At 55.3% G+C, this 25897-nt stretch carries 22 protein-coding genes; 17 read left to right on the top strand and 5 right to left on the bottom strand.

The genetic code is table 11. The annotated features are described in order from the left end of the window. Positions 1-39: 39 nt before the first annotated feature. Both CBE73_RS09445 and CBE73_RS09440 read right to left on the bottom strand, forming a co-directional pair. Positions 40-1335 carry an aminotransferase class I/II-fold pyridoxal phosphate-dependent enzyme gene (locus tag CBE73_RS09445; RefSeq protein WP_094094020.1) on the bottom strand — a complete coding sequence of 432 codons (1296 nt, stop codon included), beginning with the start codon at positions 1333-1335 and terminating at the stop codon, positions 40-42. A gap of 97 nt (positions 1336-1432) precedes the next feature. Beyond that, entirely contained in the window at positions 1433-2053 is a 621-nt protein-coding gene (locus CBE73_RS09440) for a pyridoxamine 5'-phosphate oxidase family protein (RefSeq protein WP_094094019.1), read from the bottom strand. 145 nt (positions 2054-2198) lie between these two features. Here CBE73_RS09440 and CBE73_RS09435 point away from each other — a divergent pair, with 145 nt between their 5' ends. Both CBE73_RS09435 and CBE73_RS09430 read left to right on the top strand, forming a co-directional pair. Further along, positions 2199-3941 carry an aminotransferase-like domain-containing protein gene (locus tag CBE73_RS09435; RefSeq protein ID WP_425320414.1) on the top strand — a complete coding sequence of 581 codons (1743 nt, stop codon included), beginning with the start codon at positions 2199-2201 and terminating at the stop codon, positions 3939-3941. Positions 3942-3975: 34 nt separating this feature from the next. Next, positions 3976-4764, top strand: coding sequence for a helix-turn-helix domain-containing protein (locus CBE73_RS09430; protein WP_094094017.1), 789 nt, complete (start codon positions 3976-3978; stop codon positions 4762-4764). A gap of 466 nt (positions 4765-5230) precedes the next feature. On the opposite strand, the gene asd is transcribed toward CBE73_RS09430, so the two are convergent. Next, the gene (gene asd / locus CBE73_RS09425; RefSeq protein ID WP_094094016.1) at positions 5231-6025 is read right to left on the bottom strand and encodes an archaetidylserine decarboxylase; all 795 of its coding nucleotides are present in this window, start codon (positions 6023-6025) and stop codon (positions 5231-5233) included. A gap of 213 nt (positions 6026-6238) precedes the next feature. Continuing rightward, positions 6239-7372 (bottom strand): YheC/YheD family endospore coat-associated protein, encoded by a 1134-nt coding sequence (locus tag CBE73_RS09420; protein ID WP_094094015.1) that lies wholly within the window; start codon positions 7370-7372, stop codon positions 6239-6241. 216 nt (positions 7373-7588) lie between these two features. On the opposite strand from CBE73_RS09420, the gene CBE73_RS09415 reads away from it, so the two are divergent. The 11 genes from CBE73_RS09415 (at position 7589) to CBE73_RS09365 (ending at position 16988) form a co-directional block, all read left to right on the top strand. After that, positions 7589-8779 (top strand): glycosyltransferase family 4 protein, encoded by a 1191-nt coding sequence (locus tag CBE73_RS09415; protein ID WP_229752622.1) that lies wholly within the window; start codon positions 7589-7591, stop codon positions 8777-8779. Between the two features lie 270 nt (positions 8780-9049). After that, on the top strand, positions 9050-9868 hold the full coding sequence (locus tag CBE73_RS09410; protein ID WP_094096223.1) for a glycosyltransferase family 2 protein: 819 nt from the start codon (positions 9050-9052) through the stop codon (positions 9866-9868). Between the two features lie 127 nt (positions 9869-9995). Next, entirely contained in the window at positions 9996-11153 is a 1158-nt protein-coding gene (locus CBE73_RS09405; protein ID WP_157739476.1) for a glycosyltransferase family 2 protein, read from the top strand. After that, a complete protein-coding gene (locus CBE73_RS09400) occupies positions 11150-11899 on the top strand; it encodes a glycosyltransferase family 2 protein (protein WP_094094013.1) in 750 nt (249 codons plus the stop codon). Before CBE73_RS09405 ends, CBE73_RS09400 begins: the two co-directional genes overlap by 4 nt. A gap of 46 nt (positions 11900-11945) precedes the next feature. Then, positions 11946-12677: a sugar phosphate nucleotidyltransferase gene (locus tag CBE73_RS09395; protein WP_094094012.1), complete on the top strand. Its 732-nt coding sequence runs from the start codon at positions 11946-11948 to the stop codon at positions 12675-12677. Positions 12678-12712: 35 nt separating this feature from the next. Then, entirely contained in the window at positions 12713-13969 is a 1257-nt protein-coding gene (locus tag CBE73_RS09390) for a GT-D fold domain-containing protein (protein WP_229752623.1), read from the top strand. Positions 13970-14087: 118 nt separating this feature from the next. Beyond that, on the top strand, positions 14088-15518 hold the full coding sequence (locus tag CBE73_RS09385) for a glycosyltransferase family 2 protein (protein WP_157739474.1): 1431 nt from the start codon (positions 14088-14090) through the stop codon (positions 15516-15518). A gap of 130 nt (positions 15519-15648) precedes the next feature. Further along, a complete protein-coding gene (locus CBE73_RS09380) occupies positions 15649-15936 on the top strand; it encodes a nucleoside-diphosphate sugar epimerase (protein ID WP_094094010.1) in 288 nt (95 codons plus the stop codon). Between the two features lie 24 nt (positions 15937-15960). Then, on the top strand, positions 15961-16320 hold the full coding sequence (locus tag CBE73_RS09375; RefSeq protein ID WP_094094009.1) for an alpha-helical endospore appendage domain-containing protein: 360 nt from the start codon (positions 15961-15963) through the stop codon (positions 16318-16320). Beyond that, the gene (locus CBE73_RS09370; RefSeq protein WP_229752624.1) at positions 16317-16622 is read left to right on the top strand and encodes a hypothetical protein; all 306 of its coding nucleotides are present in this window, start codon (positions 16317-16319) and stop codon (positions 16620-16622) included. The genes CBE73_RS09375 and CBE73_RS09370 overlap by 4 nt, the downstream gene beginning before the upstream one ends. A gap of 3 nt (positions 16623-16625) precedes the next feature. Continuing rightward, positions 16626-16988, top strand: a complete 363-nt coding sequence (locus tag CBE73_RS09365; RefSeq protein WP_094094008.1) for a hypothetical protein — start codon at positions 16626-16628, stop codon at positions 16986-16988. A gap of 105 nt (positions 16989-17093) precedes the next feature. On the opposite strand, the gene CBE73_RS09360 is transcribed toward CBE73_RS09365, so the two are convergent. After that, positions 17094-19562, bottom strand: a complete 2469-nt coding sequence (locus tag CBE73_RS09360; RefSeq protein WP_094094007.1) for a beta-mannosidase — start codon at positions 19560-19562, stop codon at positions 17094-17096. Between the two features lie 197 nt (positions 19563-19759). On the opposite strand from CBE73_RS09360, the gene CBE73_RS09355 reads away from it, so the two are divergent. The 4 genes from CBE73_RS09355 to CBE73_RS09340 all read left to right on the top strand — a co-directional run bounded on the left by CBE73_RS09355 (position 19760) and on the right by CBE73_RS09340 (position 25834). Further along, complete coding sequence (locus CBE73_RS09355) at positions 19760-20596, top strand: AraC family transcriptional regulator (RefSeq protein WP_094094006.1); 837 nt, start codon at positions 19760-19762, stop codon at positions 20594-20596. A 160-nt stretch (positions 20597-20756) separates the two neighbouring features. Then, a complete protein-coding gene (locus CBE73_RS09350; protein WP_094094005.1) occupies positions 20757-23843 on the top strand; it encodes a discoidin domain-containing protein in 3087 nt (1028 codons plus the stop codon). Between the two features lie 197 nt (positions 23844-24040). Further along, entirely contained in the window at positions 24041-24934 is an 894-nt protein-coding gene (locus CBE73_RS09345) for an ABC transporter permease (protein ID WP_094094004.1), read from the top strand. A gap of 3 nt (positions 24935-24937) precedes the next feature. Continuing rightward, complete coding sequence (locus tag CBE73_RS09340; RefSeq protein ID WP_094094003.1) at positions 24938-25834, top strand: carbohydrate ABC transporter permease; 897 nt, start codon at positions 24938-24940, stop codon at positions 25832-25834. The last annotated feature ends 63 nt before the right edge of the window (positions 25835-25897 follow it).

Genomic DNA, 25897 nt, shown 5'->3' with positions numbered 1-25897 from the left:
GTATGGGCCTTTGCCTTCTGTCCTGAATTTTATCCCATTTTATTGTTTCTGCAAATCCTTCACGCCTTGATAAATCAGATCAAACAAGTCTTCAAGATGTTCTTCGGCAATACAGCTGAATGCGATCCGCAGATCCTGTTCGCCCAAGGCGATCGTGCCTACGCCATACTCGCGCAGCAGGTGCTGGCGCAGCGGTTCTGCGCTTACTGTCTTAAGCTTAAGACACATAAAATATCCGGAGTTGAAAGGATAGTACTCCCACAGATCCCCGTATTTGCCGCTGTCGAGCAGGGCTTTTACTTGGTTGGCCCGGCCCTTCATGACCGCAAACTTTGCTTCTTTCTGCGGAAGGAATTCATCCGACTTCAGAGCATGGAGCACAAAGGTCTGGGAAGGATGGGCCCCGCTTGAAATGGTGGCGCGGATGATGCCCAGCGTCTTCTGCTCCAGCGCCGAAACCGCCTCGGAAGTCCCGGCATAAGTAATGAATCCGACCCGGAAACCCCAAACGTATTCCTCTTTGGTAGCCCCGTCAACTTTAACGGCAAGAACCCGCGGGTGAAGGCCAGCCAGCTTGCCGAACAGAGACTCCTGCAGGGAATCCTCGAAAAAGAGTCCAAAGTAGGCGTCGTCCGTAACTACGACGACATTCACGCCCGCTTCAGCAGCGGCCTCAATGGCAGCTACGATTTCATCGCCTTCCTGTGCCCCCGGCGTATAACCGGTTGGGTTATTCGGGAAGTTCAGAATGACAACGGCTTTACCGCCTGCCGGTACAGACAGAAGGGCTTCACGCAGTCCCTGGCTGTTGAATTTCATCTCATCGGTGAACAGCTCATAATTGACGATGTTGGCGTGGCGGCGGATGCCGAAGGTAAGCTCGTAATTTTCCCAGTTCTTGTCCGGGTAAATTACGGCATCTCCTTCATCGACGAACAAATCGGCTACAATGCTCAGCCCGTGGGTCAAGGCATTGGTCACGATCGGCTGCCCGAAGGACTTGCCGGACAGGGACGGATTTTCCTTCAGCATTTTATCCCGCCATACCGAGCGCAGCTCGGGTTTGCCGGCAGGAGGGGCATAAGGATACAGATCCTTCGGGTTATAGGCCGAAAGAGTATCCTGAATAACGTTCAGGTGCATAGGCCCGCCGTTTTCCGTGGCGATTCCGATCGTGGCGTTATATTTTTTGGCCTGGCTGGAGGCTTCGGCCGATTGACTTAAAATCCCTTCTTTAGGGAAATAAATTTCTCGACCGAGTCCGGATAACATTTCATATACATAAGGACTATCTGCTTTCAGGCGGTCGTTTAGCTGTGACGCTAGAGGGTTCATCACTTTCCATCCTTCCAACTTCTGTATTGGTCCTAAAATTCGTTTTGACTGCCTAACATTATAACATCAGGCCAGGCAAGCGTCACGAATCAAAGTGCTATTTTTCGGTGTGGAAAGGACAATATTTTTGCATGAGCTCTGCCGTATCCGCATCGTATGCTCCGCCTCTTGATTTCAGTCCGTTCAGGACCTGAGCGCGTTCTCCCTCTTGCAGATTCTGGCCAAATTTGAATTTGGCAGTCAGCCCGGACGGTACAAGCTTAAAGACGGCCACGGCTTTAAGCTGTCCCTTGTACCGCTCATCCTCCGCATCAATAGAGGCATAACCGCCTTCAGGCTGAAGCTTGCGCATAAAAAGAGAGAGGGCTTCCGCTTTCTCAGCCGGATCGTCGACCTTTTCATAAATGCCTTCGGCCATTACGCTTTTGAAATAAGAGGTGGCGGGACAAGCCAGATCGGGGTCGCTCCAGTAGGACGGGATCAGCGCGTATTCCTTGGCGACGGTAAAGCTGATCCGGTTGTCGGCTTTCATCTGCTTCATCTTCTCGCCGGCAAGGCTGCCGTGGAAATAAAACACACCGTTTCCGTAGGCAAAATTCAGCGGTGTCACCCGGCAGCCGCCCTCTGCTGTCAGCGTCCCCAGGAAACCGAAACTCATTTCGGCCAGAAAGTCCTCAATCTCTTCCTCCTGATTGACTTTAAATTCTTTTCTTCTCATGCCAGGCTCCCCCTTATATCCGCTTAATATCCGGTTAATAGAAACTAAGTTTAGAAGAGAAATTGACAATAAAAAAGAACCAATTTAGAGTTATTTTACTAGTCCAATGTAGGGAGGTGCCTGCAGGAAAATGCCTGATTTCACTTTGCCGTGGGAACAAGCGCTATCTACGTACCGCTTTAAATATTTGGCGCTTTACCATGCTATTCGCAGCAGGATTCGGGACGGCTCATTGCCGGAGGGAACGAGACTTCCGGCCTCCAGGGAGCTGGCGGAGCTGTATGGGCTGTCCCGGGGCAGTGTAGCCCAGGCTTACGATATGCTGCTGGCAGAAGGATATGTAGTGGCCCGGGTAGGCCGGGGAACCTTTGTAGCTGCCCATTTTGCGGAGCCTGGAAAAGAATCTGCGGAGAAGGGCGCAGCGGCAGAAAAGGCCAGCAAGGACAAGAACGACAAGAACGACAAGAACGACAAGAACGAAGGAACGGATCTTTATTCTGCAGGACAAGCGGCCGCGGAAGCGAATGACGGGAAGGAGGGGCCTTCTGAGGAGCTCTCCAAGGAGCTCTCCGAGGACCTTTCGGGGAACAGCAGCGCCAAATCCGGATTGAAGCTGTCCCCTTGGGCGGCAAGGCTGACGGAGCTCTATATGCAGGCGGAGGCCGGGAGACAGACCGGGCGGATCGAGCAGGCCGGGCAAACTGGACAAACTGAACAGACCGGGAAAGTCGGGCAAGCTGGAAAAATCGGGCAACCCGGGCAGGCCGGGCGGGAGGACAGCTCCGCCTCCTCCCGCGTTTCTTTCGCCAGCGGCGGGGAGAAGCCGCCGGCGGAATTCCCGCACGCAGCCTGGCGCAGCGCGCTGGTGCGGGCCTCCTCCGCCGCTTACGACAGCGCGGCGGACGTCTTTGGCGATGCGGGGCTCCGGGCCGCGATAGCGGCCCATCTGCGCGCAAGCCGCGGCATCGCCGCAGACCCTGCATCGATCTGCTGCTTCAGCGGATCGATGCAGGCCATCGCGCTCCTGAGCCAGCTGCTGCTGGGCGAAGGAGCGCAGGCCGTGCTCGAGGATCCCGGATATCCCGGGATCCGGCTGGCCGCCGCCGCTGCCGGGGCGGCGGTCCTCCCGGCCGAAGTGGACGGCCGGGGCATCATCCCGCGCGATTGGGATGCGCGCGTGCTGTTTGTGACGCCGGGCCGGCAGTTCCCGACCGGCGCCGTGCTGGCGCCTGAGCGGCGGCGCGAGCTGCTGGCCTGGGCCCAGCGGCGGAACGCGGTCATCGTCGAAGACGACTTTGACAGCGAGTTCCGCTGGGCCGGCCAGCCGATGGAGCCGCTCATGGCGCAAGACCGGGGTGAACGGGTCGTCTTCGTCGGCACGTTCACCAAAACCTTGTTCCCCGCGCTGCGCATCGGCTACGCGGTGCTCCCGATGCCGCTGGTGGAGCCTGTGCGGCGCGCCAAAGCGCTGTTCGAGCCTGCTTCGCCGGCTCTGGTGGAGCAGCGGACGCTGGCCCGGTTTATGGCCCGCGGCGACTATGACAAACATCTGCGGCGGATGCGCCGGATTTATGGCGCGCGTTATGAAGTATTCCGCCGGGAGATGGCTGCCCGCCTTGGCGGTTTGTTTGCGCCGCTTCCGCTGAACAGCGGCCTGCATGTGTACGCCGAGTGGCGCCGGAGCCCGGACGATTACCGGCTGTTCTCGGCCGCCTGCAGGCAGGAAGGAATCCTCTTCCGCGACGTGGAAGTGTACTGGACAGGATCACATCCTCCGGCAGCCTGCTTCTTTTTCGCCCATTTACAGCCGGAAGAGATCATTTGCGGCATAGGTCAAATGGAGGAGATTGGCCGCAAAATTTGGGGTGACGGCGTTTCCGTAGTATAATAGCAAGCAAAAATGACTCCTAGGAGGAAGAATCATGCTGAATACTTCTCCTTCCTCTTTTGTATTAAAGCGGGCATTCGCCAAAATCGTCTGCGAACCCGGATGGAAATGGCAGAAGCGGGAGAAGCCGCTGGAGAATTTTGATCTGTTCTATGTATGGAGCGGAGAAGGGACGCTGATTCTGAACGAGCGGCCGACCCAGATCGGCAAGGGAAGCTGTTTCCTGTTCCGCCCGGGCGACTACACCAGCGCTACCCATAATCCTCAGAAGCCGCTTGTGCTGACTTACATTCATTTCGATGTCAGAGGGTCTCTGGAGGAAATCCCGTCGCGCTACCGCAAGCTGGAGGAGACGCTGGATTTTGAGTTCATGCTCTCCAGATATGTCCGGCTGTTCCTGAATCAGGACACGTATGGTGCCGAGGAAGAAGCCCGTCTGCTGCTCAAGCAGATGATGATTTACCTGCTGCGGGAGGAACGCCATGATCCGGCGCCTCAGACGGTCAGCCATCATCTGGACGAGTCGATCCAGGAGATCGCCAATTATGTGCTCCAGCATCCCGGCCTGCCTCACCGGACTAAGGATTTGGCGGCAAGAGCGGGACTTTCGCCGCGTTATTTTTCAATCAAGTTCAAAGAGATCACGGGTTCGCCCGTTCAATCCTATATTATAAAATGCCGTATCGACCGCGCGCGCCATCTGCTGCTCCATGCGGGAATGAATGTGACCGAGGTGGCCGAAGCGCTCGGCTATCGGGACATCTTTTTCTTCAGCCGCCAATTCAAGCAGTATACGGGCAAAAGCCCCTCCGAAATCCGCTGAAGCGGCCATCCGGGTTCAAAGTCCCGGAAAAGGGGGTAATTTCTAATTATTCTTTATTGCCCCGGATCACATGGCCTGAAAGGAGGTGAAATTTATGAGCAGAAGACGGCGGATGCGCAGCAGAGGGTTTGCAGGCAGCTCAAGTATATTCAGAAACCGTCTGCGCCGCATGAAATCGGCGGCCGAACAGGTTATTTCCTGGTTCTGAGGATTGCCCATTACTTAGTTCTCATTGCGATTTTCCATATATCATAACCACCAAGAAAAAAGCAGCTTTCGCCCGTCGGGCGGAAGCTGCTTTGGTTTTTTTGGACTCAATAGTAAGATTTGATTCTTGGACTCGATAATAAGACTTTTTTTCGACTCAATATTAGGACTTGTTTGTTGGACTTCAGGTTCGGGAAACACGGGCACGCTGCTTCTGCTTCCATTCCCGGCCTCCGCTACCCATTTCCGTTCCCGGCTTCTACTTCGCCCGCTTGAGGAAATAACCGAGCAGCGCCCCCATTTTGACGGCTGTACCGGGCTTCAGGGTGTCCAGCGGCTCAAAGGTACCGCTTTCCGTCAGCAGAACGACCGTAGAACCAAATTCAAAATAAGCAAGATCGTCGCCCCGTTCCCAGGTTTTGGCGTCAGGATCGGTGTATTTGATACTGCTCACGTTCATGGCGCCAACTTTAACAAGCGCAACTTCGCCCGGATCATGAGCGATGTAGGTGACCAGCCGTTCATTGCGAACGAGCACGGATCTCAGATGCGTCATGCCGAAGTCGTTAACAGGATAAACCTTGCCCCTGATATGTTCCGTTTCCAGCTTGGTCCCGGCAACGGGGGCATGGATCCGGTGGTAGTCGGTAGGACTCAGATAAAGAACAAAGAAATAGCCGTGTTTGTATTTCTCTAGCCTTGGCGAGCCGTTAAGCAGATCGGCAATCGTATAATTTTGGCCTTTGACGTTAAGCAGGGTTCCTGCATCAATGGGGCCCATAGCCGTAATCAAGGAATCGACAGGACTGACCAGCGCGCCGGCTTCCTCATGTATCGGCCGCATGCCCGGCTTTAACCGCCGCGTAAAGAACTCGTTTAATGTCCGGTAATCGGCCAGCTGTTTCTCCGCTTCATGCAGAGGGATATTGTACATTTTCGCAAAAAAAGGAATCAGCGGCCGGCTGGCGGCAGACCGTGAGAAACGCCCGGTTAGAGAGGCGATCCACTTCCGTGAAGAAAGCTCCGTAAAAAACCGCATCATGGTTTGAGCCATAAAACGCTCCTTTCAAAAATTCAACCCTCCAGCTTATACGCCAAAGGGATAACTCCGCTAATATTGACACAGATCAGCACGTAAATCAACAAGGACGGTGCCAAGGAAGGACAAAGCCGCCCTCCGGTGCGTCATAGACGCTTCGGAAGGCGGCTTATAAGGTCAGGAAGCCGAGCCGATTTTAAGTGGGAATCTATTCGGGCGGCATACCGCTTAAGGGAGGAACAAGGCTGGAGGCTGACGATCGGGCTGGTACATCAGCAGATGGCGGGCGAAGGCCATCGGCCGACGATAACTGTCCCGCCAAACCGCGTCCATGCCCGCTTCCCGAAATCCGTAACGCTGATCGCGGCCGTTGCATTCTATGAAGTAGATGCGGCCATCGGCTGTGATTCCGATATCCATGCCCAGATCGGCGAGAAGCGGCAGCTTGGCAGAGAGGTGCTCCGCGACTTTAAACGCCAGAGAGCGGGCTCCGGCAAGCGCACTTGCCGCCATGCCGGACGGCATAACGGCGCGCAGTATATTTTCAGCGGGATAGGCGCTTCCTCCCTGTGCAATATTGGAGAGAAATCCGCCCGGAGCGGCCAGCTTGGCAAACTGGCCCGTGATGCGCCACTTTCCGTCAAGTCCACGCTGCACGGTGATGCGCAGGTCGAAGGGCCGGCCGTCGAATTCAGCCAGCGGCAGCCTTTCCTGTACCAGATAAGGAACCCGGCGGAGCTGACGGATAACCGGCAGAGGCCACATCATTTTGCTGCCTTTGCCCAGCCGTGTTTCTATCCACCGCTCTGGGCGTTTCCCCCGGCTGCTGCGGTGAAGCAGCCGCCAAATGCCCATGTCCTGCCGCAATCGCATAATTCCCTGTCCGACGGAGCCTCTGGCAGGCTTTAAAATTAAATCATTATATCGCTGCATCATAAATGCTATGCCGCTGAGAGTAGCGGGCATCGTATGAGGCTGGCAGCCTGCTAACGAGGGATTTCCCGCCAGCAGCAGGTGGATTTCGTCTTTGGAATAGCGCGTATTAGCATTAAAGACGATAATTCCCTGACTGCCGAGCCGGGTTATCTTCTGCCTCGCTCCGGTCCCGGAGTAGATTGCCCGGTTATGGATCACCCGCGGGGTAGGTATAGCGGCACGGATGTATTCATCCCCCCGCCGTACATAAGCAAGGCTCGTTTCTCGATCGGTCCGAATGTCCTCAAGCCTCAAATAGCAGGGGGTTAAACCGTAAGCGGCTGCCCCGTCTTCATAAAGCGTAAGAGCTTCTTTCCCGGTACGGCCAACCGGTATGCCCCGGTGCATCTTTGCATTAAGCAGAATGCCGACATATTCGGGATGCAATATCCCTTCCCCCTTCCTGCCGGATTATCCGGATAGGATGATTGGCTTGGTTTATTTTATGTTCAGGACAGGTTGAAGGCATGGACGAATGAAGGGTTACAGCCGCCTGATTTCGCGGGACTGCCGCCGCTGCAGCGGTATTTTTGCGTAAGAGTCACCACGGCGGGGTTCGTATCGTATAACTACATCATAATGATGATTGGCAGAAGGGAGCTAATGGCTTTGAATCCTCACAAGGTTGCGGTAATTTCGCCGGGATCGTTTGTCATTCCATCAGGACGAAGCAGTTCGGTGGAACGTGTAATCGAAAAAGTGGTCCCGCTGGCTGCAGGAAACCTGGATATCCGGGTATACGGCAGAACAGGGGAAGATGGACCCGTGAAAGCGATGCTTGGAACGGTGCCCTGCTGCAGAGTGCCGGGAGGTTCGGCCTATTTGCCGTCCATTCTTCGTCATCTCCGGGCATGGCGGCCGGATTCGGTTGATGTGCATAACAGGCCGATTCTGGCCAGCAGGCTGAAGCAGCGCATGCCGCAGGCCAGAATTTATTTATCGCTGCATTCGACTACGTTTGTTCAGGATAAACATTTTCCGCGGACCTGGGGAGAAACGGCGCTTAATCAGCTCGACGGTATTATCTTGAACAGCCGTTATCTGCATAGAGAGCTAAAGAACCTTTTCCCCGGATTGTCGGCCAAACTGGAAGTGAATCATCTGGGGGTCAGCCTGGAGGATTTTGTTCCGCGCTGGACGCCAGTAGGGGAAGGTTTAAGAAAGGCAAGACTAGAGGAATACGGCTGGAGCGGCCGAAAAATCATTTTATACATCGGACGGCTGATTCCGGAAAAAGGGGTACATCACCTGCTGCAAGCTCTTCCTAAGCTGCTGCTGCAAGAGCCGCAGGCGCTGCTTCTGGTCGTTGGCGGGGCGTTCTACGGAAGCCTTCGGGAAACGGATTATGTTCGCGATTTGAAGAAAATGGCCGAAGCTTATCCCGGACAGGTGGAATTTCTTCCGTTCACCCCCTACCCTCAGGTAGCGGATTGGTACAATCTCGCGGATATTGTAGTTGTCCCCTCCGGGGAAGACGAGGCGTTTGGGCTTGTTAATGTGGAGGCGATGGCGGCCGGCATTCCTGTTGTTGCCACCAGAGCGGGAGGTATACCGGAAATTGTTGAAGACGGATTGTCAGGTTTCCTGGTCAATCCGGAGCACATGAACGATGAATTGCCGGCATACCTGCTTAAACTTCTTGGCAGCGAGGAGCTGCGGCGGGAGATGGGACTGAACGGGCTGGACATCGTACGCAGCCGGTTCCGCTGGCAGCATACGGCAGCCCGGTGGATCCGGATCATGTCGCAGGAACATGACCAGGGAGGCTGGGAAGATCGGGAAGCGTATTTATAACGGTGCGGGTGCGGGAGAAATTTTAAGGGCGGTCGGCAGGAGACGGCAGTGAGCCAAGTTCAGGAAGCAGATCAACATCCGGTTGAAAGGAAAGAACAGGAGGAAGGCGGGTGCCTTTCTCCTGTTCTTTTTGCTGCAGCGGAATTAAATGGCCTCTTAGGCAAAGCGGCGCCCGCCCCTGTACGTTTGCCGTTGCGTGGCACAGCCGAAAGCATAAGCTATCGTATATGCCATCCATTCTGCATAACTGACAAAGGTGGGATCTCGAAGATGAACAAACGCAAAGTCCGTTCCAGAGTCAATCCGAGAGGCGGCAAACGAAAGAAGCTGACTGGGGCTGCTGTCATTACCTGTCACCCGGAGCCGGTCGTTTCGGTCATCATCCCGGTCATGAACGAAGTTCGGACGCTCGCCGGCGTCATCCGAGAATCCTCCCGTGTACACCCGAAGACGGAGGTCATTGTAGTGGCCAACGGCTGCCGGGACGACAGCGCGGAATTGGCGCGGAAGCTGGGGGCGAAGGTTCTAGAATTCGAGGAACCACTCGGGCACGACGTACCAAGAGCAGTCGGGGCCAAAGCGGCTCAAGGAAATGTGCTGCTGTTCGTGGACGGGGACATGGCTGTACGGGCCGATGAGCTGAAGCCCTTTGTTTCAGAAATTCTGGAGGGCGGGGATTTAGCGCTGAACGATTACAGCGGGCCGGTTAAGACCGGCAGCATTCATCCCGTAGTCAGCTCGAAGTATATGCTGAATTCGCTGCTTGGCCGGCCGGACCTGAATGGGGTGTCCCTAACGGCCGTGCCCCACGCGCTCAGCCGGAAGGCTGTGTCAAAGATCGGATTTGATACTTTGTCTAATCCGCCTGTGGCCTACGCGGCAGCGATTCTGGACGGACTTCGGGTGCGGGCCGTGCATTATGTAAATGTTGGCAGCCGGAATCGCAGGCGCAGGCGCTCGGGACAAAAGGATCTCCTGACCCCGCTTGTTGCCGGTGACCATATGGAGGCAGCCTGCCGGATTCTGGAGCTGCGGGGACCGCGCGGCGGATTTTCCGACCTGGGCAGGCTCCGGGAAAGAGCAAGGTGATTACATGACAACAACGGCAAAGAGAAGAACACATACAGCTTCCAAATCCTTTGGGGCAAGGCCAAGGGCTTCCGCCAAGAGGGGCCGAAGCGGCCCGGCAGCTTTAAGACGGCGGAGAAGAAAGCGGATGTTAGCCCAGAAAAGGCGCGGCAGCTCTGCAGCCCTCCGCCTGAGCCGGCGGCGCTCCCAGCAGTTTTCCTTGGCTGGACGCGGGCGGCAGGCAGGACTCTCTGAGGCTTTTGCGGCTGGAAGAATGGCCGGGCTTACCTCCAGGTCCGCTGGAATGACCGATGGATCAGCGGCTTCCGTCTCGGAGCGTCCGATTGCAGCTGATTCTCCGGCTGAGTCGGTTCCGGCGAATCTGGTGCAGGAAAGTCCGGTGCAGGCTTTTCGCCGTTCCTTGTCTGAATGGTTCAGCGCTCGTTCCGCTAAGGGGCGGCCATCTTTCCGCGAGGCGCTGTCTCTCGGGCTCGCTTACCGGGATGGATACGCCAAGGCAGCCGGCCTGTTACCGCCGGCTTTAGGTGTGCCGGTGCCTTTGAAGGGAAAGGCTTCCGTGGTGATCACGGCTTGTAATGAAGAGAAAACGCTGGGGCCGCTGCTGGATGAATTGGACCGTCTGCCGCTTTATGAACGGATTGTCGTGTTGAACGGCTGCACGGACGGGAGCTTTTTCGAGGTCAAGAAACGGGAGAACGTCATCATCGCTTACGATCCTGAAAGGCTTGGACATGATGTCGGCCGGTCTATTGGCGCTTCCCTGGCCGGCGGTGACAGTCTACTATTCGTGGATGGGGATATGCAGGTGCCGGCCGAAGAGCTCGCGGCTTTTCTCTATGAGCAGGAAAGCGGAACCGATGTGGTTCTGAATGATATTTCGGCATTCGTGCCTCCATTTGGCCGGCAGGATGAAGTAACCCGCTGCAAATTGTTCCTGAATCAGGCGCTGGGACGCCCGGATTTGGGGAGCAGCTCACTGACGGCAGTGCCTCATGTCTTGTCCCGCCGGGCTTTAGAGGTGGTCGGTACGGCAGCGCTGGCCGTTCCGCCCAAGGCGCAGACGATAGCCATTCTGGAAGGGCTGGCCGTTTCTGCCCCCTGCACGGCGGATGTTATCCAGCGCAACCGGCTTCGCCAGGGCAATCTGGGAACGGGCAATAAAGTGGCCCAGCTAATTGTCGGCGATCATGCCGAAGCGCTGCACGAAGCCGTAAAACGGCTCGGGCCGAGACTGCACTGGCAAAGTGTTTCCCGGCCGGAGCTGGCGAAAGCGAGGAACGGATGATGGGCAAGGAAGACTTAACCAGCATAATCATACCGACTTACAACGCTTTGGGTCTCGTATCCCGCTGCGTGGATTCCATCCGGAAATATACCCGGGTCCCTTATGAAATTATTATCGTCGATAACGGGTCCACGGACGGGACAGCGGAATACTGCGTCCAGCAAGCCTTGCGGTTTGTTTCGCTGCCGGCGAACAGCGGTTTTCCGGCGGCCTGCAACAAAGGGCTGGCCGTCTCGTCAGGGGAGCAGCTGATGCTGCTTAATAACGACTGTATGGCTGCCCCCGGCTGGCTGCCGCAAATGCTGTCGGCCCTGTACAGCAGTCCGGATATTGGCATCGTTGGCCCTGTGACGAACTATGCCAGCGGAAGACAAAGGATTGATGCCGGTCCGGGAGGTCCGGAGGAGCTTCTGGCTTATGCGGCTGGCCATAATCGTCCGGATGCGTCCAAATGGCGGGAGGTCAAGCGGCTGGTCGGATTTTGTTTCCTGTTCAAGCGTTCGCTGTATGAACGGATTGGCCCGCTTGACGAAGGGTTCTCTCCCGGGCATTACGAGGATGACGATTACTGCTACCGGGCCATTCGTAAAGGGTACCGGCTGCTGATCTGCGGGGATACCTTTGTGTATCACCAGGGAAGCGCCAGCTTTACTTCGCAGCATCCGGAAGGGTGGCAGGACCTCATTCAACGGAACCGCCAGCGGTTTATCGAGAAGTGGGGATGCGACCCACTGTCGTTTATGTGAGTCTTTTTTATAGAGAGCTTTATTCAGATCAAGAGGAGGAGTGGCCATGAAAGGCGTCATCTTGGCGGGAGGCACAGGAACAAGGCTGTACCCGTTAACCCGGCTGATCAACAAACACCTGCTTCCGGTCGGAGAATCGCCCATGATTTGTTACGGAATCGACAAGCTCAAGCAGGCGGGAATTACCGATATTCTGCTGATTATAGGCAAACAATCGGCCGGCCTGTATACCGATTTTCTCGGCAGCGGCCAGGAGATGGGGGTCAACCTTACCTACAAAATTCAGGAGCAGGCCGGAGGGATCGCCGAAGCGCTTGGTCTTGCCCGGGGATTTATTCCTGCCGGGGGCCGGTTTGTAGTGCTGCTGGGCGACAATCTGTTTATGGATGATCTGCAGCCTTTTGTTGAGAAATTCAAGCAGCAGTCTTACGGAAGCGCGCGTGTGCTGCTCAAACCGGTTAAGGATTCGCGCCGTTATGGCGTGCCTGTGTTTGATGAGAATAACCGCAGGCTGATTGCGCGGATTGAAGAGAAACCGGAGCACCCGAAATCAAATTACAGTGTAACCGGTATTTATATGTACGATGACCAGGTGTTTGAACGGATAGCATCTACGAGGCCTTCGGCGCGCGGTGAGCTGGAAATTACCGATGTGAACAATCTGTATGCCCGGGAAGGCAAGCTTGAATATGATGTACTGCGGAAATGGTGGACAGATGCCGGAACGTTTGAATCTTTACAGGAAGCGGCCCGGAAGATGGGGAAAGCAGGCCGGTAATCTGCCAATCAGGTTTAAGGGAGGGGGAGCGGACCATGAAAAGGAAACAACCGCCGTTACATGCTGCCGTGAACTTTCATTCCTCTGGAAGCAGATCAACCCTTCCCGGGGAAAAAAATACGCCTGCCGCTTCCGTCAGCGCCGCTGCTCACCAGCGGTCCCGCCGGCAGGGGGGCAAGCTGGGCGCTTTGAGCACGAAAGCCGGGAGAAGGCGGAGCCGGCGGCATCGCAGGTCCCGGCGGGGAACAACAGCGCTGCGGATTAAGCGGAGAAGGGGAGCCCGGAGAACGTCCTTAAGAATATATAAACGAATAGACAAACGGACGGGGGCTAAATCCCTCATCCAACAGCCGGATCTTTTGCAGCCGTTCGATGCTGAAGAGGCAGCAGCTGCACAGCAGACACCGCAGGACAAACCGGCTGCTGAGCAGCAAACGGAACAAATGGCCGGCGAAGCCGAATTGGAGGAACGGTACCAGGCAGGTTTGAGAGAAGGATATTTTGAAGGAGGGGAAGGTGAAGTTGCACGGCTCCTCCCTCCCAACACAATCCTGCAGGGTTATACGGCAAGGGATATCATAGCCGCGGGTCTTTCCCAGCTGCCCCGGGAGGCATTTATTCCGCTGCTTCCGGCAGAAGGAGTGACGGAGATGTTCCGGGAATCTTTGACCACCGGCCGTTCCTTATCTTTGGTGAGGCTTGGAGACGGGGAATTGCTGACGCTGGCGCATGATACGGTGCTGCCGGTGGAAGAAGCGCGGCGAAGGGGGCCTTTCCTGCCTTATGCAGGGGTAGAACTGCCGGACCCCGGCGTCCGGGAGAAGCTGGCACAAGCTCTCTTTAAGGCCGATATTATCGGGGTTCCTCAGTCGCGGCATCCTTCCTTTCAGGGCCTGCTGTTCCCCGTATTGTCCCATTATGGACTTGATCCTGCGAAGCTCCGGCTGACTTTGTCGACGGTTAACTACGCCATGGTGGAGCGAGGCCTGCTCCTTCCCTTGCTGCAGGGGCGGAAAGTGCTGGTTGTCGGCAATAAATCGCCCGGACTGGCAGAGGTGCTGGCGAGGTCTGGTGTTGAGATCGGAGGCATAATTCCATCTGTACAAGGAGCGCATGATGCCGAAAATGCTGTTGCGGCTGCCGCCGGCCATTCCTTTGACCTGGCTTTGGTTTCCGCCGGGATTGCAGCGGTCCTCATTTGCAGCGAGATAGCTTCCCGGCTTGGGAAGCCGGCAATTGATTTTGGCCATCTGGCCAACAAATTGGAAAGCGGCGAGATGACGCTCCGCTGAAGGGCGGAATGAAAGGAAGAGGGTGAAGATCACGAAACCGAAGCAAAGGCAGCAGCGGCAGATCGGTGCCAGGACAAAGAAAAACGGAAGAGCAGCCCTGGGAAGAGCGGTCAGGAGAATGAAGGGAAACGGGAAGAAACGAACGGTTTCCCGGCTGAATCCGGCGCCGGCGCCAAACCCCCTGATTTTTGAAGAAGGCTGGAAGGCGGGTTACGAGAGGGGACGGCAGGCCGGGTATGATGATTTTGAGCAGGTGTTTGAAGGCACAAGCATCATCATCCCTACGTTTAACCAGAAGGAGATGCTGCTGCAGTGTCTGGACCGTATTGAGGCATTCACTCCGCAGCCGTACGAGGTGATTGTAGTAGATGACGCTTCAGCGGACGGTACAGCCGAAGCGCTTCGGCCGTACCGGAAGGTGCGGGTGGCTGTCCATGACGGCAACAAAGGGTTTGCCGGCTCGATCAACACCGGATTAATGCTGGCCAAGGGACGTACGGTGCTACTGCTGAACAACGATGTGTTTGTTACGGAACGCTGGCTGGCCAATATGCTGGACTGTCTGGAGTCCTCGCCGGACATCGGAGCTGTGGGACCGGTCACCAACTATATCGGCGGAGAGCAGCAGATCGATGTTCCCTATCAGGACCTGCAGGATTTAGACCGGTTTGCCGAAGCACGTAATCAGACGGATCGCAGCAAGTGGAGGGAAACGGAACGGCTGGTCGGCTTCTGCCTGCTGATGAAACGGGAGACCGCCCATCAGACCGGTTATCTGGACGAAGGCTACCGGCTTGGCAATTATGAGGATGATGACTGGATCATCCGGCTCAGGCTGCAAGGACTTAAGCTGATGATTGCAGGTGATGCTTTTGTTCATCACTTCGGCAGCGTCACTATGAAAAGTCTGGATACCCGCGAATATCTGGAGACGAACGAGCAGAATCGGCAGCTGTTCAACCGGAAGTGGGGCAGCATTCATGAATATTTGGCACGCGATTCAAGCCGCCGGTCCCAGGCTGGTCTTCAAGGGTGCAGTTCCTATGAAGGAATTCCCGCCAAGGTGGTGGCGGAAAGCGGCACAGGACACCTGTATTGGCTTCAGGACGGCATGAAATTCCGGATCAGCGCTGGAGGTGCTTATGATGGTCTGGCTTATAGCGGTCCTAAGGTCAGAGTATCTCAGCGGGATTTACGAAATCTGCCTTATGCCGGGGAATGGACGCTGGAGCAGGCTGAAGCGGTCATGTCAGAGCTAGCCGTCCCGCCAGATCCTCAAGTCGATCAGGTCGCTCAAGCCGCGCCCCTGTCCTCGACGCCGGAGACAGCCGTTTCAATCCCATACAAAGAAGGAGCTGTCATCGAACTTCCCGAAGGCGGATTGTTCCAGATTGACCGGGGTACGGCCCGGCCGATCCTGACCCGGTATACGGTAGAGATTTGGGGACTTGAACGCAGAATCGTCCGCGGATCGGCCGAACAGCTGGCTGCTTATCCTGAAGGAGCCCTTGTTCTCCCGCCTGTAATTCTGCTGTCAGACGAGTTATAAAATTATCCCCTGGACGAAGAGTCATAGCGGAACGTACATTGTGGCCCCGGCATATGCTGAAATCAGTAGGACGCCGGGGCGTTTTGGTTTATAGCGCCGGGCGTCCGGGGCAAATGGAGGGGCTAACAACGTGGATCAAAAGATTACCGATATTCTGATGCACATGGCGCATTCACACCAACAGCTTGCCCGTATCATCGATGCCGAACGCCATATTACGGTCAGGATGGCACAGATCGTGCATGCGCTGCCGGACGAAGAGCCGGATTTTGAAGGTGTTGAGGGAATGCTGGAAAGTACGTCTTCCGTAAACAAAAGCATTATCGCTTATTTGAACTCCATTGCGGACCTGGAGGAAGCCATTGCCGAGAACCTTACGCAGGTAATGACAGAGCTTAAAGGTTCGGAAGAGGAGTAGAAGCCGGATCTCGGAGGTGAGAAAGTGAGCAGGGAGCACGCTTATATCAACATATTGGATGCCGCAGCCAAAATTCAATGGAACGTAGCCATGATGCTTGAGGCAAAAGCCCTTGAAGCGGAGAAGACGAGGAACTGGACGCTCAACCATTTGCATGCAGGCAGCTTCAGCGATCATGAGAGCCAGCTGGGTCAGCCGCTGGGCGTCCATGAGCAGATGGTGGAGCTCATCGAAGGATTAACCAAGCTTGAGAACGGATTGTGCAGCAACCTTCGGGCGGTGCTGGCCACTTCCGGCGGAGCTGGAGATTCGGGCGGATTCGGAGACATGCTTGGAGGTTTGGGAGGCCTGGGCGGATTAGGATTTGGAGATGAGGAAAAATGATGCTCTTGAACCGTCCGCCGACGGAACAAGAGGCCAAGCTTCAATTAATTATGTCTATTTCCAGAAGCCAAAATGCAGTGGCGCGTATTCTGGACAGCTTGGCCGACGTTTCGTCCTATTCCGAAGAAACCGCTGAGCTGCTTGCTCATGAGGTCCACCGGATGACCCGGTACCAGCAAGCGATGGCCGCATTGCTTACAGGGGTTAAGCTGAACCGGCAGTATACCGGTGTTCCGGCGAAGCCCTGGATTAACGCTGAGTCAGCTACGTCTATTGAACAGGGAATGAAGGAGGAAGATTAACCTATGGCTTTAAAGAAAACAAATAAACCGGTTAAACTGCGCAAAAGAAGAAGCAGCGGCAAAATACGCAAGCGCAGACTGACCAAACGGACTGGACGGAGTACGGTCTGGCTTCGCAAGAAGAAGCTGGGTAAAGGGAAGACGGTCCGCAGAAAGCTTCGCAGAAGAAGAGGAAGCCTGCACCGGGGAAGAAAGGCCGTTGTTCAGCCGCTGGTGCAGCAACCAGCAGAGCATTCCATCGATACGAATGCTTTATATCAGGAGGGCTACAACGAAACCTATCAGGAAGGCTTCAACACAGGTTTTGCCCAAGGATTCGAAGACGGCCATAAGCTGGCCTATCAGGAGCAGGAGAATAAAGCGTAGGAAACGCGGGACTTTCTTAGTTTCGCAGGAAAACCTATTCAGCGGCCTTGATTCCCTAAATATAGGGATCAAGGCCGCCAGATTTGGCTGGATTAGGTTCACGGCTTATACATACGTTTCGTACAAGCTCCGGACGGTCAGCTGCTCCTTGAAAGCCTCCAGGCTTAAGGCCTCCGACAAGCTGTCTTTAAAGACTGTAACCGACTTCGGCTTGGAAGCGGACAAGTCAAAAAGGTTGTCGCTCCACCGTGCGTCCGCCGCCCGCAGGTCCAGCGACACAAATTTGGCGAAGGCCCGGCTGCGCAGCACGATCACGAAACGATCGTTCGCTTCTGTTACTTCTGCTTGGAGCTGCGGATCCAAATAGTCGAAATGTTTGGATTTCACGAACAGCACAGTACCGCTGCTGACCGGATGTCCTGCTGCGGCAAATTCGAATTCCAGGTAGCTCTGCCGGAGCTTCTGCTTGCTGTCCAGCTCCTTGCTGAACTCAAGGCTGGCTGCCTCCTTGGAAGAAAGGGCTTCCACCAACACTTCCGTTTCGCCGCTGCGGATCACTTCGGACCGGTGGTTCATCAGGCGCCAGGACAAACGCCCGCTGACCGGGTGAAGCGTCTCGTTGGTCACGTGCAGCGAAGCGGTTGTTCCCTCTTCGCACGCCGAAGCGAGCACCGGAGCGAAAAACCGTTTGGCCGCATGATGGGTGGCTTTCCATCTGCCGAAGTAGTCCAGGCTGGACCAGGAGGCTCCCGGCCAGATGTCGTTCAGCTGCCAGTAGATAGCCCCCATGCACCGGCCGCGGTTGCGCCGCCAATGCTCGACTCCGACGCGCATGCCTTCCGCCTGGATCAGCTGCGAAACATACAGGAGCGAGTCAAAGTCTTTCGGATATTTAAAGTATTCGCTGATATAATAAAGGATTTTTTCATTGCCCGTGCCGTTCTTCTGGTGAGCCTCCATGACATAGGAGAAAATGTTCCGGTCTTCAGGCAGGGTGAACGTCTCTACCGTTTTCAGCGAAGGAAACGACTGCAGCCCGAATTCGGACATGAACCTCGGAAACAGCGTGCGGAATTCCGTAATCGGCTTCCGGCCATGCCACACGTCCCAATAGTGCATATCGCCTAGGCTTTCCTTGTTCGGGTCGTCCAGGCCGCCGGCCGAGGAAGGCGAAGAACGCCAGTAGAAGGTGTTCGGATCAAGCGATTGGTTCAGCTCGGGCATAAATTGCTCGAATTGAAGCAGATAATCGTCCCGCAGCTTCTCCCCGAACCGTTCCGTCCAGCCCCAATATGCCCACGCATATTCAAGCTCGTTGTTGCCGCTCCAGATGCCAAGGGAGGCGTGATGGCGGAGCCTTTTGACGTTGTCGATCGTCTCCTGCCGGATGTTCTCTTTAAAGGCTTCGTTAAAATCGTAAGCGCCGCAGGCATACAGATGATCCTGCCAGACGATCAGCCCGTATTCGTCGCACAAATCGTAGAAGCGGTCGTCCGGATAAAAGCCGCCGCCCCAGATGCGGATGCAGTTGTAGTTGGCTTCCACGCAGCTCTGCAGCAGGTTCTTAGACCGCCCGAAGCTTAGTCTTCCAAAAACGTTGTCCTCCGGAATGTAGTTGGCCCCCATGGCAAAGATGCTTTTGCCGTTGACTTCAAATTCGAACGATTCGCCCCATTGGTCTTCTTCCTGACGGATCGTCAGCGTCCGCAGGCCGATGCGGATCGTTTTGTCGTCGATGACCCGGTCTCCGTTCAGCACCTGTACGGTCAGTCCATACAGCGGCTGGCTGCCGTAATTGTGCGGCCACCACAGCTCAGGATGGTCAACGCCGATCGTCTGCAGGACGCTGTAACCGTCCAGGGTTGCTTCATGTTCCCATGTTTCGCCGTCCGGAGCCTTCAACACGATGCGTACCCGCAGGCCGGCTTCTCTCCACTGGCGGACGTCCGTCCGGATCTCCAGGCTGACATGATCATCAGTATGGTGCTGCGTAACGAGTACGTCCTCGATCCGCCCGAAGTCGTAGCCGCGCAGGTCGATGTCCCGCCAGATGCCCGAATCAGGCAGCTGCGGACCCCAGTCCCAGCCGAACATGCTGTGGGCCTTCCGTAAATGGGAGATGCCCGGTACCGCATCGGCGCAGCTGCACAGGTACATCTCCTTGTCCCGTTCCAGAACATAGCGGGTCGGCGAATTGAGCAGGACGTGGATGTGATTTTCCCCGGGCTTCAGGACCTGTTTAACATCCGGTTCATAAGTACGGTGCATGTTATCGGCCTCAAGAACGAGGTTGCCGTTGATCCTGATTTCGCAGAGCGTGTCCAGGCCTTCGCAGCGGAGCAGGACAACGTCGTGGTCAAGCGCCCCTTGTTCCACAAGAAAGGTTCTTTCGTATTCGTAATCAAATTTCGTCTGCTCCAGAATGTCGTATTCATTGTCGCGGAAGAAAGGGTCCTCCATTTTGCCTGCCTCAAGCAAATCCTGAAAAACAGATCCCGGTACGACGGCGCTGTTCCACTCCGTTTCGTCGGTCCGCTTCATTTTCCAAACCCCATTAAGTGTTAGCAAACGCATCTGATCTCCTCCTGATATCGGCTGTTCATTTTTGTACTGTATTTGTATCTCAGGCTTCGCAATGATTAATCCTAACCGCCAAGAACAGCTAGATCATAGCATTCCGGCTGCGGGTCGTCTTGTATTGCTTGCGTAAATTTTTGTTCTATATTATCATTTGCCTGACTTGAACTTGATCGGAAAGAGGAGGGGGGAAGATGCAGATTCCCGTTCTGCGCGCCGCCGCGCTGATCGACGCCCAGGTGCAGTCGAACTATCATATCGTCCATTCGATTCAGCATGCCTATCCGCTGCACAGCCATGATTTTTACGAGCTGTTCCTGGTTACCTCCGGCAGGTGCATCCACCGGATCAACGGGGAAGAGCAGCCTTTGGAGACGGGGGCGATGGCGTTCGTCCGGCCCGGCGATACCCACGGCTACGATTATTGGGGACACGAGGACTGCCGGTTTATGAACGTCAATTATTATCCGGAAATCGTGGAGAACGCGTTTGCTTATTTCGGCAACCCGGGTTTTGCCCAGAAGCTGAAAGAAGGGCGGAAATCGCCTGTAGTCCGGCTTGTGTCTTCCGATCTGGAGGCCATAAGCCGCAAAGGAAGACAGATGCACCTGTATACGACGACGGACAAACCCAAAGCGCGGATGGCGGCCCGCAGCCTGCTGACCGAGGCACTCGCGTACTTTTATTACGATTACCGGGATGAAAACGGCAGAACGCTGCCGGAGTGGCTCGACCTGCTGCTCATCGAAATGCAGAAGAAAGAAAACTTCACCGCAGGGCTGGAAAGGCTGAACGAGCTGGCGGACCGAAGCGTCAGCCATCTCAACCGCATTTTTAAACAATACCTGCAGACCACCCCCACGGCTTACATCAATCAGCTCCGGCTCAGTTATGCCAGAAATTTGCTGCTGACTACCCGGCTTTCTATCCTGGAAGTCTCGCTGGAGGCCGGTTTTGATAACCTAAGCCATTTCTACCATCTGTTCAAAAAATGCTTCGGCCTGTCGCCGGGAAAAATCCGCAGCGGATGACAAGCTAGTAGACGAGCCACTATGCCAGCCACTGGACAAGCTCCCAGGGCGAAGACCCAACCGTTACGAAAGAAATCCAATCATCGTTAAATAGTAAAACGCTTACATTTTAACTACACTGGAAAATGATTTCAAATCTTAAGCGGGAGGGATAGCCAGTATGAACAAAAGGATTCGCCGATTGCTGCTTGCCACGGTCGGAGCCGTGCTGCTGACCGGCGGTTTTATGCCAGGAGACAGGAGTGTATTAGCCGCCGAGCCGGTGCCGGTAACCGTCATCCAAACGGGGGACATCGTTACGGCCGATAACGGCCTGTTGACCGTGACGTACGATTTGTCCGACGGGAAAGGGGATCTGAAAGCCGGGGATACGACGATTATGTCGGATTTTTACTCGGATTACAGGCTGGCGGGCAGCACAAGCCGCATCAGTTCATTTGACGAGGGCACGCGAACAGCGGCCTGGACTTCGATCGGCAGCGATGGCTATGGATCCAACGGGAAAAAGCTGACGATTACGAACGCCCTTGCATCCGGTTCGACCCTCGTTTTAAACCTTTCACTCTATGAGAATTTGCCTTATATGCTCGCGGACATGAAGGTCGTAAGCGGCACAAGCCAGAGCCTCGACTTGATGGAGCCGGTTGCGGCGCTTAACCTCGATATCGGAGCAGGCGCGGACAAGCGGATTTACACGACGCCTTACACGAATAACTTCGATTTCGGCGTTGCTCCTGTAAACGACTTCGGCAGCAGCCAGAACGGTTACGAACGTCTGCCCGGCTCCTCGGAGGAATGGACCGCTTTTAACGGAACGAGTTATTGGGTCACTTCCGTCTTTGACAACTGGAGCAAACACGGCTTTGTAGCCGGGGCGGCAACCACGTTTAAATGGAAAAGCATGCAGCATTTAGGGCAGGCGGAAACGATGAACGGTCCGCTGACCGGCTTCTCCGTCTACAACTCGGGCGGAAAGCAGAGCGGGACGGAGGTGTCGTCCGATTCCTTTTTCCTCGGTTATTTTGACGATTACCGTACGGGCCTTGAGACCTTCGGGAAGGCCTATACCGTAGCGGAGCCGACGCTGGACTGGTCGGGGGATGTGCCGACGGGTTTCAACACCTGGTATGCCTACTACGACTATTCGTCGGCCGACTCCATGTATGCGATGACGGACTATTTTGCCGATCATTTGAAATCGCGTGGTTATGAATACATGAACCTGGACTGCTGCTATCGCGGGGTCCAAGGGCAGGACATTGACCCGAGCCTGAAGCAGTTCGTCGATTATGTGCACGGGAAAGGCATGAAAGCCGGGACCTATTCCGCGCCGTTTGCGATCTGGGACGACTTGAATTCGACTGTGCCGGGGACGTCTTATACCTTTAGGGACATTGCGCTCAAGGACGAAAGCGGCCAGCCGATCAAATCCTATATCAATACTTATATCGTTGATGCGACGCATCCCGGGGGCCAGGCTTACCTGCACTGGGTGATCCACAGATACCACGTAACGCCGGGTTTCGATTATGCCAAACTCGATTTTATTGATTTAGGCATGACTGACGGAGCGTTTTATGACTCGTCCAAAAACGGGATGCAGGCGTACCGGATTGGCATGGGCATTATCCGCGACGAGCTGGAGAGCGCTCCGCACCCGGTCTTTATCGACGAATCGATTGCCCCGCTGATGCCATCGGGCTACGCGCACGGCAGAAGATCCGGCGTTGATACGACGATCGGACTGGAATCTTACCCGGGAATCGAACGGCAGGCGCTGAATACCGCCGCTTCCTGGTGGACCAACGGAACGCTGTATGACTACAATGATCCGGATATGCTGTTCCCGCAAAATGTCATTAACGGGTTTGACAGCATGACCCTGAACGAAGCGAAACTTCTAGCGACGACGGTCGTAATGGGCGGTGGCCATCTGCTCCTTGGTGATAACGTTCCGTTCATTTCGGAGGACCGGATGAAGATGATCGTCCAGAATCCGGATCTTCTTGCGCTGGCCAAGAAAGGTCTGGCGGCGAAGCCGGTGCAGATGACGAACTTTTATCATCATCTGGAGCATGCTCCGGCCGTGATTTATTTGACGGATGCAAACGGCGACCGCTATGTCGGCCTGTCCAACTGGGATATGAACCATCCGGCTGAAGTCTCGTTCTCATCCGCGGATATCGGGCTTGATCCTGACGCGGCTTACACCATGACCGAGCTGTACAGCCATACGAAGCTTGGTACGCTCTCCGGCAGCTATTCGCACACGTTACAGCCCGGAGAATCGATGATCGTCAAGGTATCGGCAGAGGAATCGGCGCTGCCGCAGCCGCCTGTAAATTTGGCACTGGGCAAAGAAGCGGTCGCCTCTTCAACCTGGTCCGCAGAAGCCGGTTTTGACGCTTCGAAGGTAACGGACGGCGATGTCGCCACCCGCTGGAGCGCGGAAGGGGGCACAGCTGACAACCAATGGATCGAAGTCAACTTTGGCGAAAGCACGGAGTTGAACCGGGTCGTGGTCAGCGAATACGGTTCCGGCAGCCAAAGTTTCCAGATTGAAACCTATGCGCTGCAATATTGGGACGGCTCTGCCTACAAGGATCTAAAAAAGGAATATACGCTCGGCGACAACCGCGTGTTCGATTTCCCTGCGGTATCCACGTCGAAGCTGCGGCTGTATGTGGAGAAAGCCCGGTTTATCCCTTCGATTGCAGAGATCGCGGCTTATGACGTGCCGGACAATACTGGTTTTGTCATCGACCAGGACAACAGCGGCGCGCCTTCATGGACCTATTCGGACATCCGCGACGTCGTGCAGCGGATGCAGACCTTTACGCTGACGCAGCCGGAGCTGCCAAGGCTGGACGTTTACCTGTATGAAAGTTACGCGAGTAAAGTGCCGGAGGATACGCTTTATGTGGATGTTGTGGAACTCGATTCAAACGGAAATCCGGTGAAAAAGCTGTTCAGTTCTGCGCTGAATCCGAACAATATTCCGGGAGCGCCTGCGCCATATGCGGTATATCCGCGTTTGACGGGACTGGATACAAACAAACAGTATGGCTTCATTTTGCGCTCTCCCGGCACGCTGGAGGACGGTTCAACGACCAACAAGTACGGTTTTGCCTACAGCGATGACAATACGTACGCCGGAGGTTATGAGCGGCTGTCCACGGACGGCGGGCTCACCTGGTCCACGGAAAGCGGAGGAAACCGCGATCTGAGATTTACGGTGTACAAATAAATGATCAGCAGGAAATGTGAAGACGGCGGCCGGGTTTCCGGCCTTCCGTCTTCCCTATTTCCGGGCTGTCTTGTTATCCTGTCCGGTCTTTCCGCCAAAAGGACCGCGAGTGCCAACCATCGCGATAATAATCCAACCGTTGTTATATGGTAGCGGTTACAAGCCCGCCGTTATAATTAGGCCACGGAGGTGATTCCATGCTAGCAAAAGTGGTCAAATATCGGTGGCAGTATCTCATGATTGCGCCGGCCGTCGTCCTTCTTTTCTTATTCAGCTACATCCCGATGGCCGGCATACAAGTAGCGTTCAAAGATTTCCACATCGGACTTACGATTTGGAACAGCCCCTGGGTCGGGCTTGAAAATTTCTCCTTTCTGCAGGATGACCAGTTCTGGGTCGTGGTCAGAAACACGCTCTGGATCGCGCTGCTGAAATTCATTTTCGGCTTTCCGGCGCCGATTCTGCTGGCTCTGCTGATTAACGAAGTGCGGCACACCGGATTTAAACGGTTCGTTCAGTCCGTCAGTTATCTGCCGCATTTCTTCTCCTGGATCGTTGTAGCGTACATTTTGCAGTCGATGCTGACGCTGGACGGGGGACTTGTAAACCAGTTCATCACAAATCTTGGTGGACAGCCGATCTTTTTCCTCGGATCGACGGAATGGTTCCGGCCGATGATTGTGGTCAGCGGCTTGTGGAAGGAGATCGGGTGGAACACGATTCTGTATCTGGCGGCCATCACATCCATTGACCCGCAGCTTTACGAAGCGGCGCGGGTGGAAGGCGCCGGCCGGCTGGCGCAGATGCGGCATATTACGTTTCCGGGCATCCTGCCGACCGTTTCGATCGTACTCATCCTGAGCATGCCAAGCCTGATCGCCGTCGGGATGGACCAGATTTATCCGCTGATGAATCCGGCGAACCAGCCGGTTGCGGACGTGCTGGACACGTATATTTTGCGCAACGGCCTGCAGCAGGGCTACTTTGGAACGGCAACTGCGATCGGCCTGCTTTCTTCGGCAATCAGCCTGCTTCTCGTGTTGTTTACGAACCGCATTTCCAGAAAGCTGAACGGAGAGGGGCTCTGGTAAAAGATGAAACTATCAGCGAGTGAACGTACCGGCCAGATCCTAATCATTGTGCTCCTCAGTTTGCTGTGCGTCTCGGTTCTGTATCCCTTTCTCTATATGCTTGCGATCTCCCTGAACGTAGGAAGCGACGCCGCTAACGGCGGCGTGTACTTATGGCCGCGCAAGTTTACGTTGTACAACTTTCAGGTTGTGCTCGGCAATGCGGTGATCCGGCATGCTTATCTCATTACGATCCTGCGTACGATTATCGGCACAATTGCCGGGCTGCTCGTCACCCTGCTTGCCGCGTTTGGACTTTCGTACCGCGGACTGCCGCTGCGGGGAACGCTGCTGGGCTATGTGCTCATCACCATGCTGTTCAGCGGGGGACTTATTCCGTTCTACATTCAGTTATATAATTTGTCGCTGGTCAACTCATTTTGGGTGTACATCATTCCGAGCGCCTTTTCGGCCTGGAATATGTTCGTCATGCTGAAGTTTATCCAGGGCATTCCCGATGCGCTGATTGAATCGGCTGAACTGGATGGCGCCGGTCCGCTGCGGGTACTGGGTTCCATCGTGGTGCCGCTTTCCCAGCCGATGCTGGCCGCCTTGGGCCTGTTTGTCGCCGTCATGCATTGGAACGACTGGTTTGCCGGGGCTTTCTTCGTTTCGGACCAAAATCTCATTCCGGTTCAGACCTTCCTTCAGCATCTGTTGTCCGCTCAGGACGTCTCGACGGTGCTCGGCTCCAATAACAATATCGAGGCCTTGGCCAGAGGCAGCATGCTGGAGAACATCACTCTCATGTCGATCAAGATGGCGACGGTGATGATCAGCGCCATTCCGATTTTGTGCGTCTATCCTTTTCTGCAGAGATACTTCGTCAAAGGCGTGCTGATCGGTTCGGTGAAAGGGTAAGCCGTTTCATTCTACCTTCCGCTAGTTATCTGGCAACACGGAAACACCAAATAGATTAAGAGG

It is taken from the genome of Paenibacillus physcomitrellae, assembly GCF_002240225.1.
GTDB lineage: Bacteria > Bacillota > Bacilli > Paenibacillales > Paenibacillaceae > Fontibacillus > Fontibacillus physcomitrellae.
This window is presented reverse-complemented; position numbering and strand designations above follow the sequence as displayed.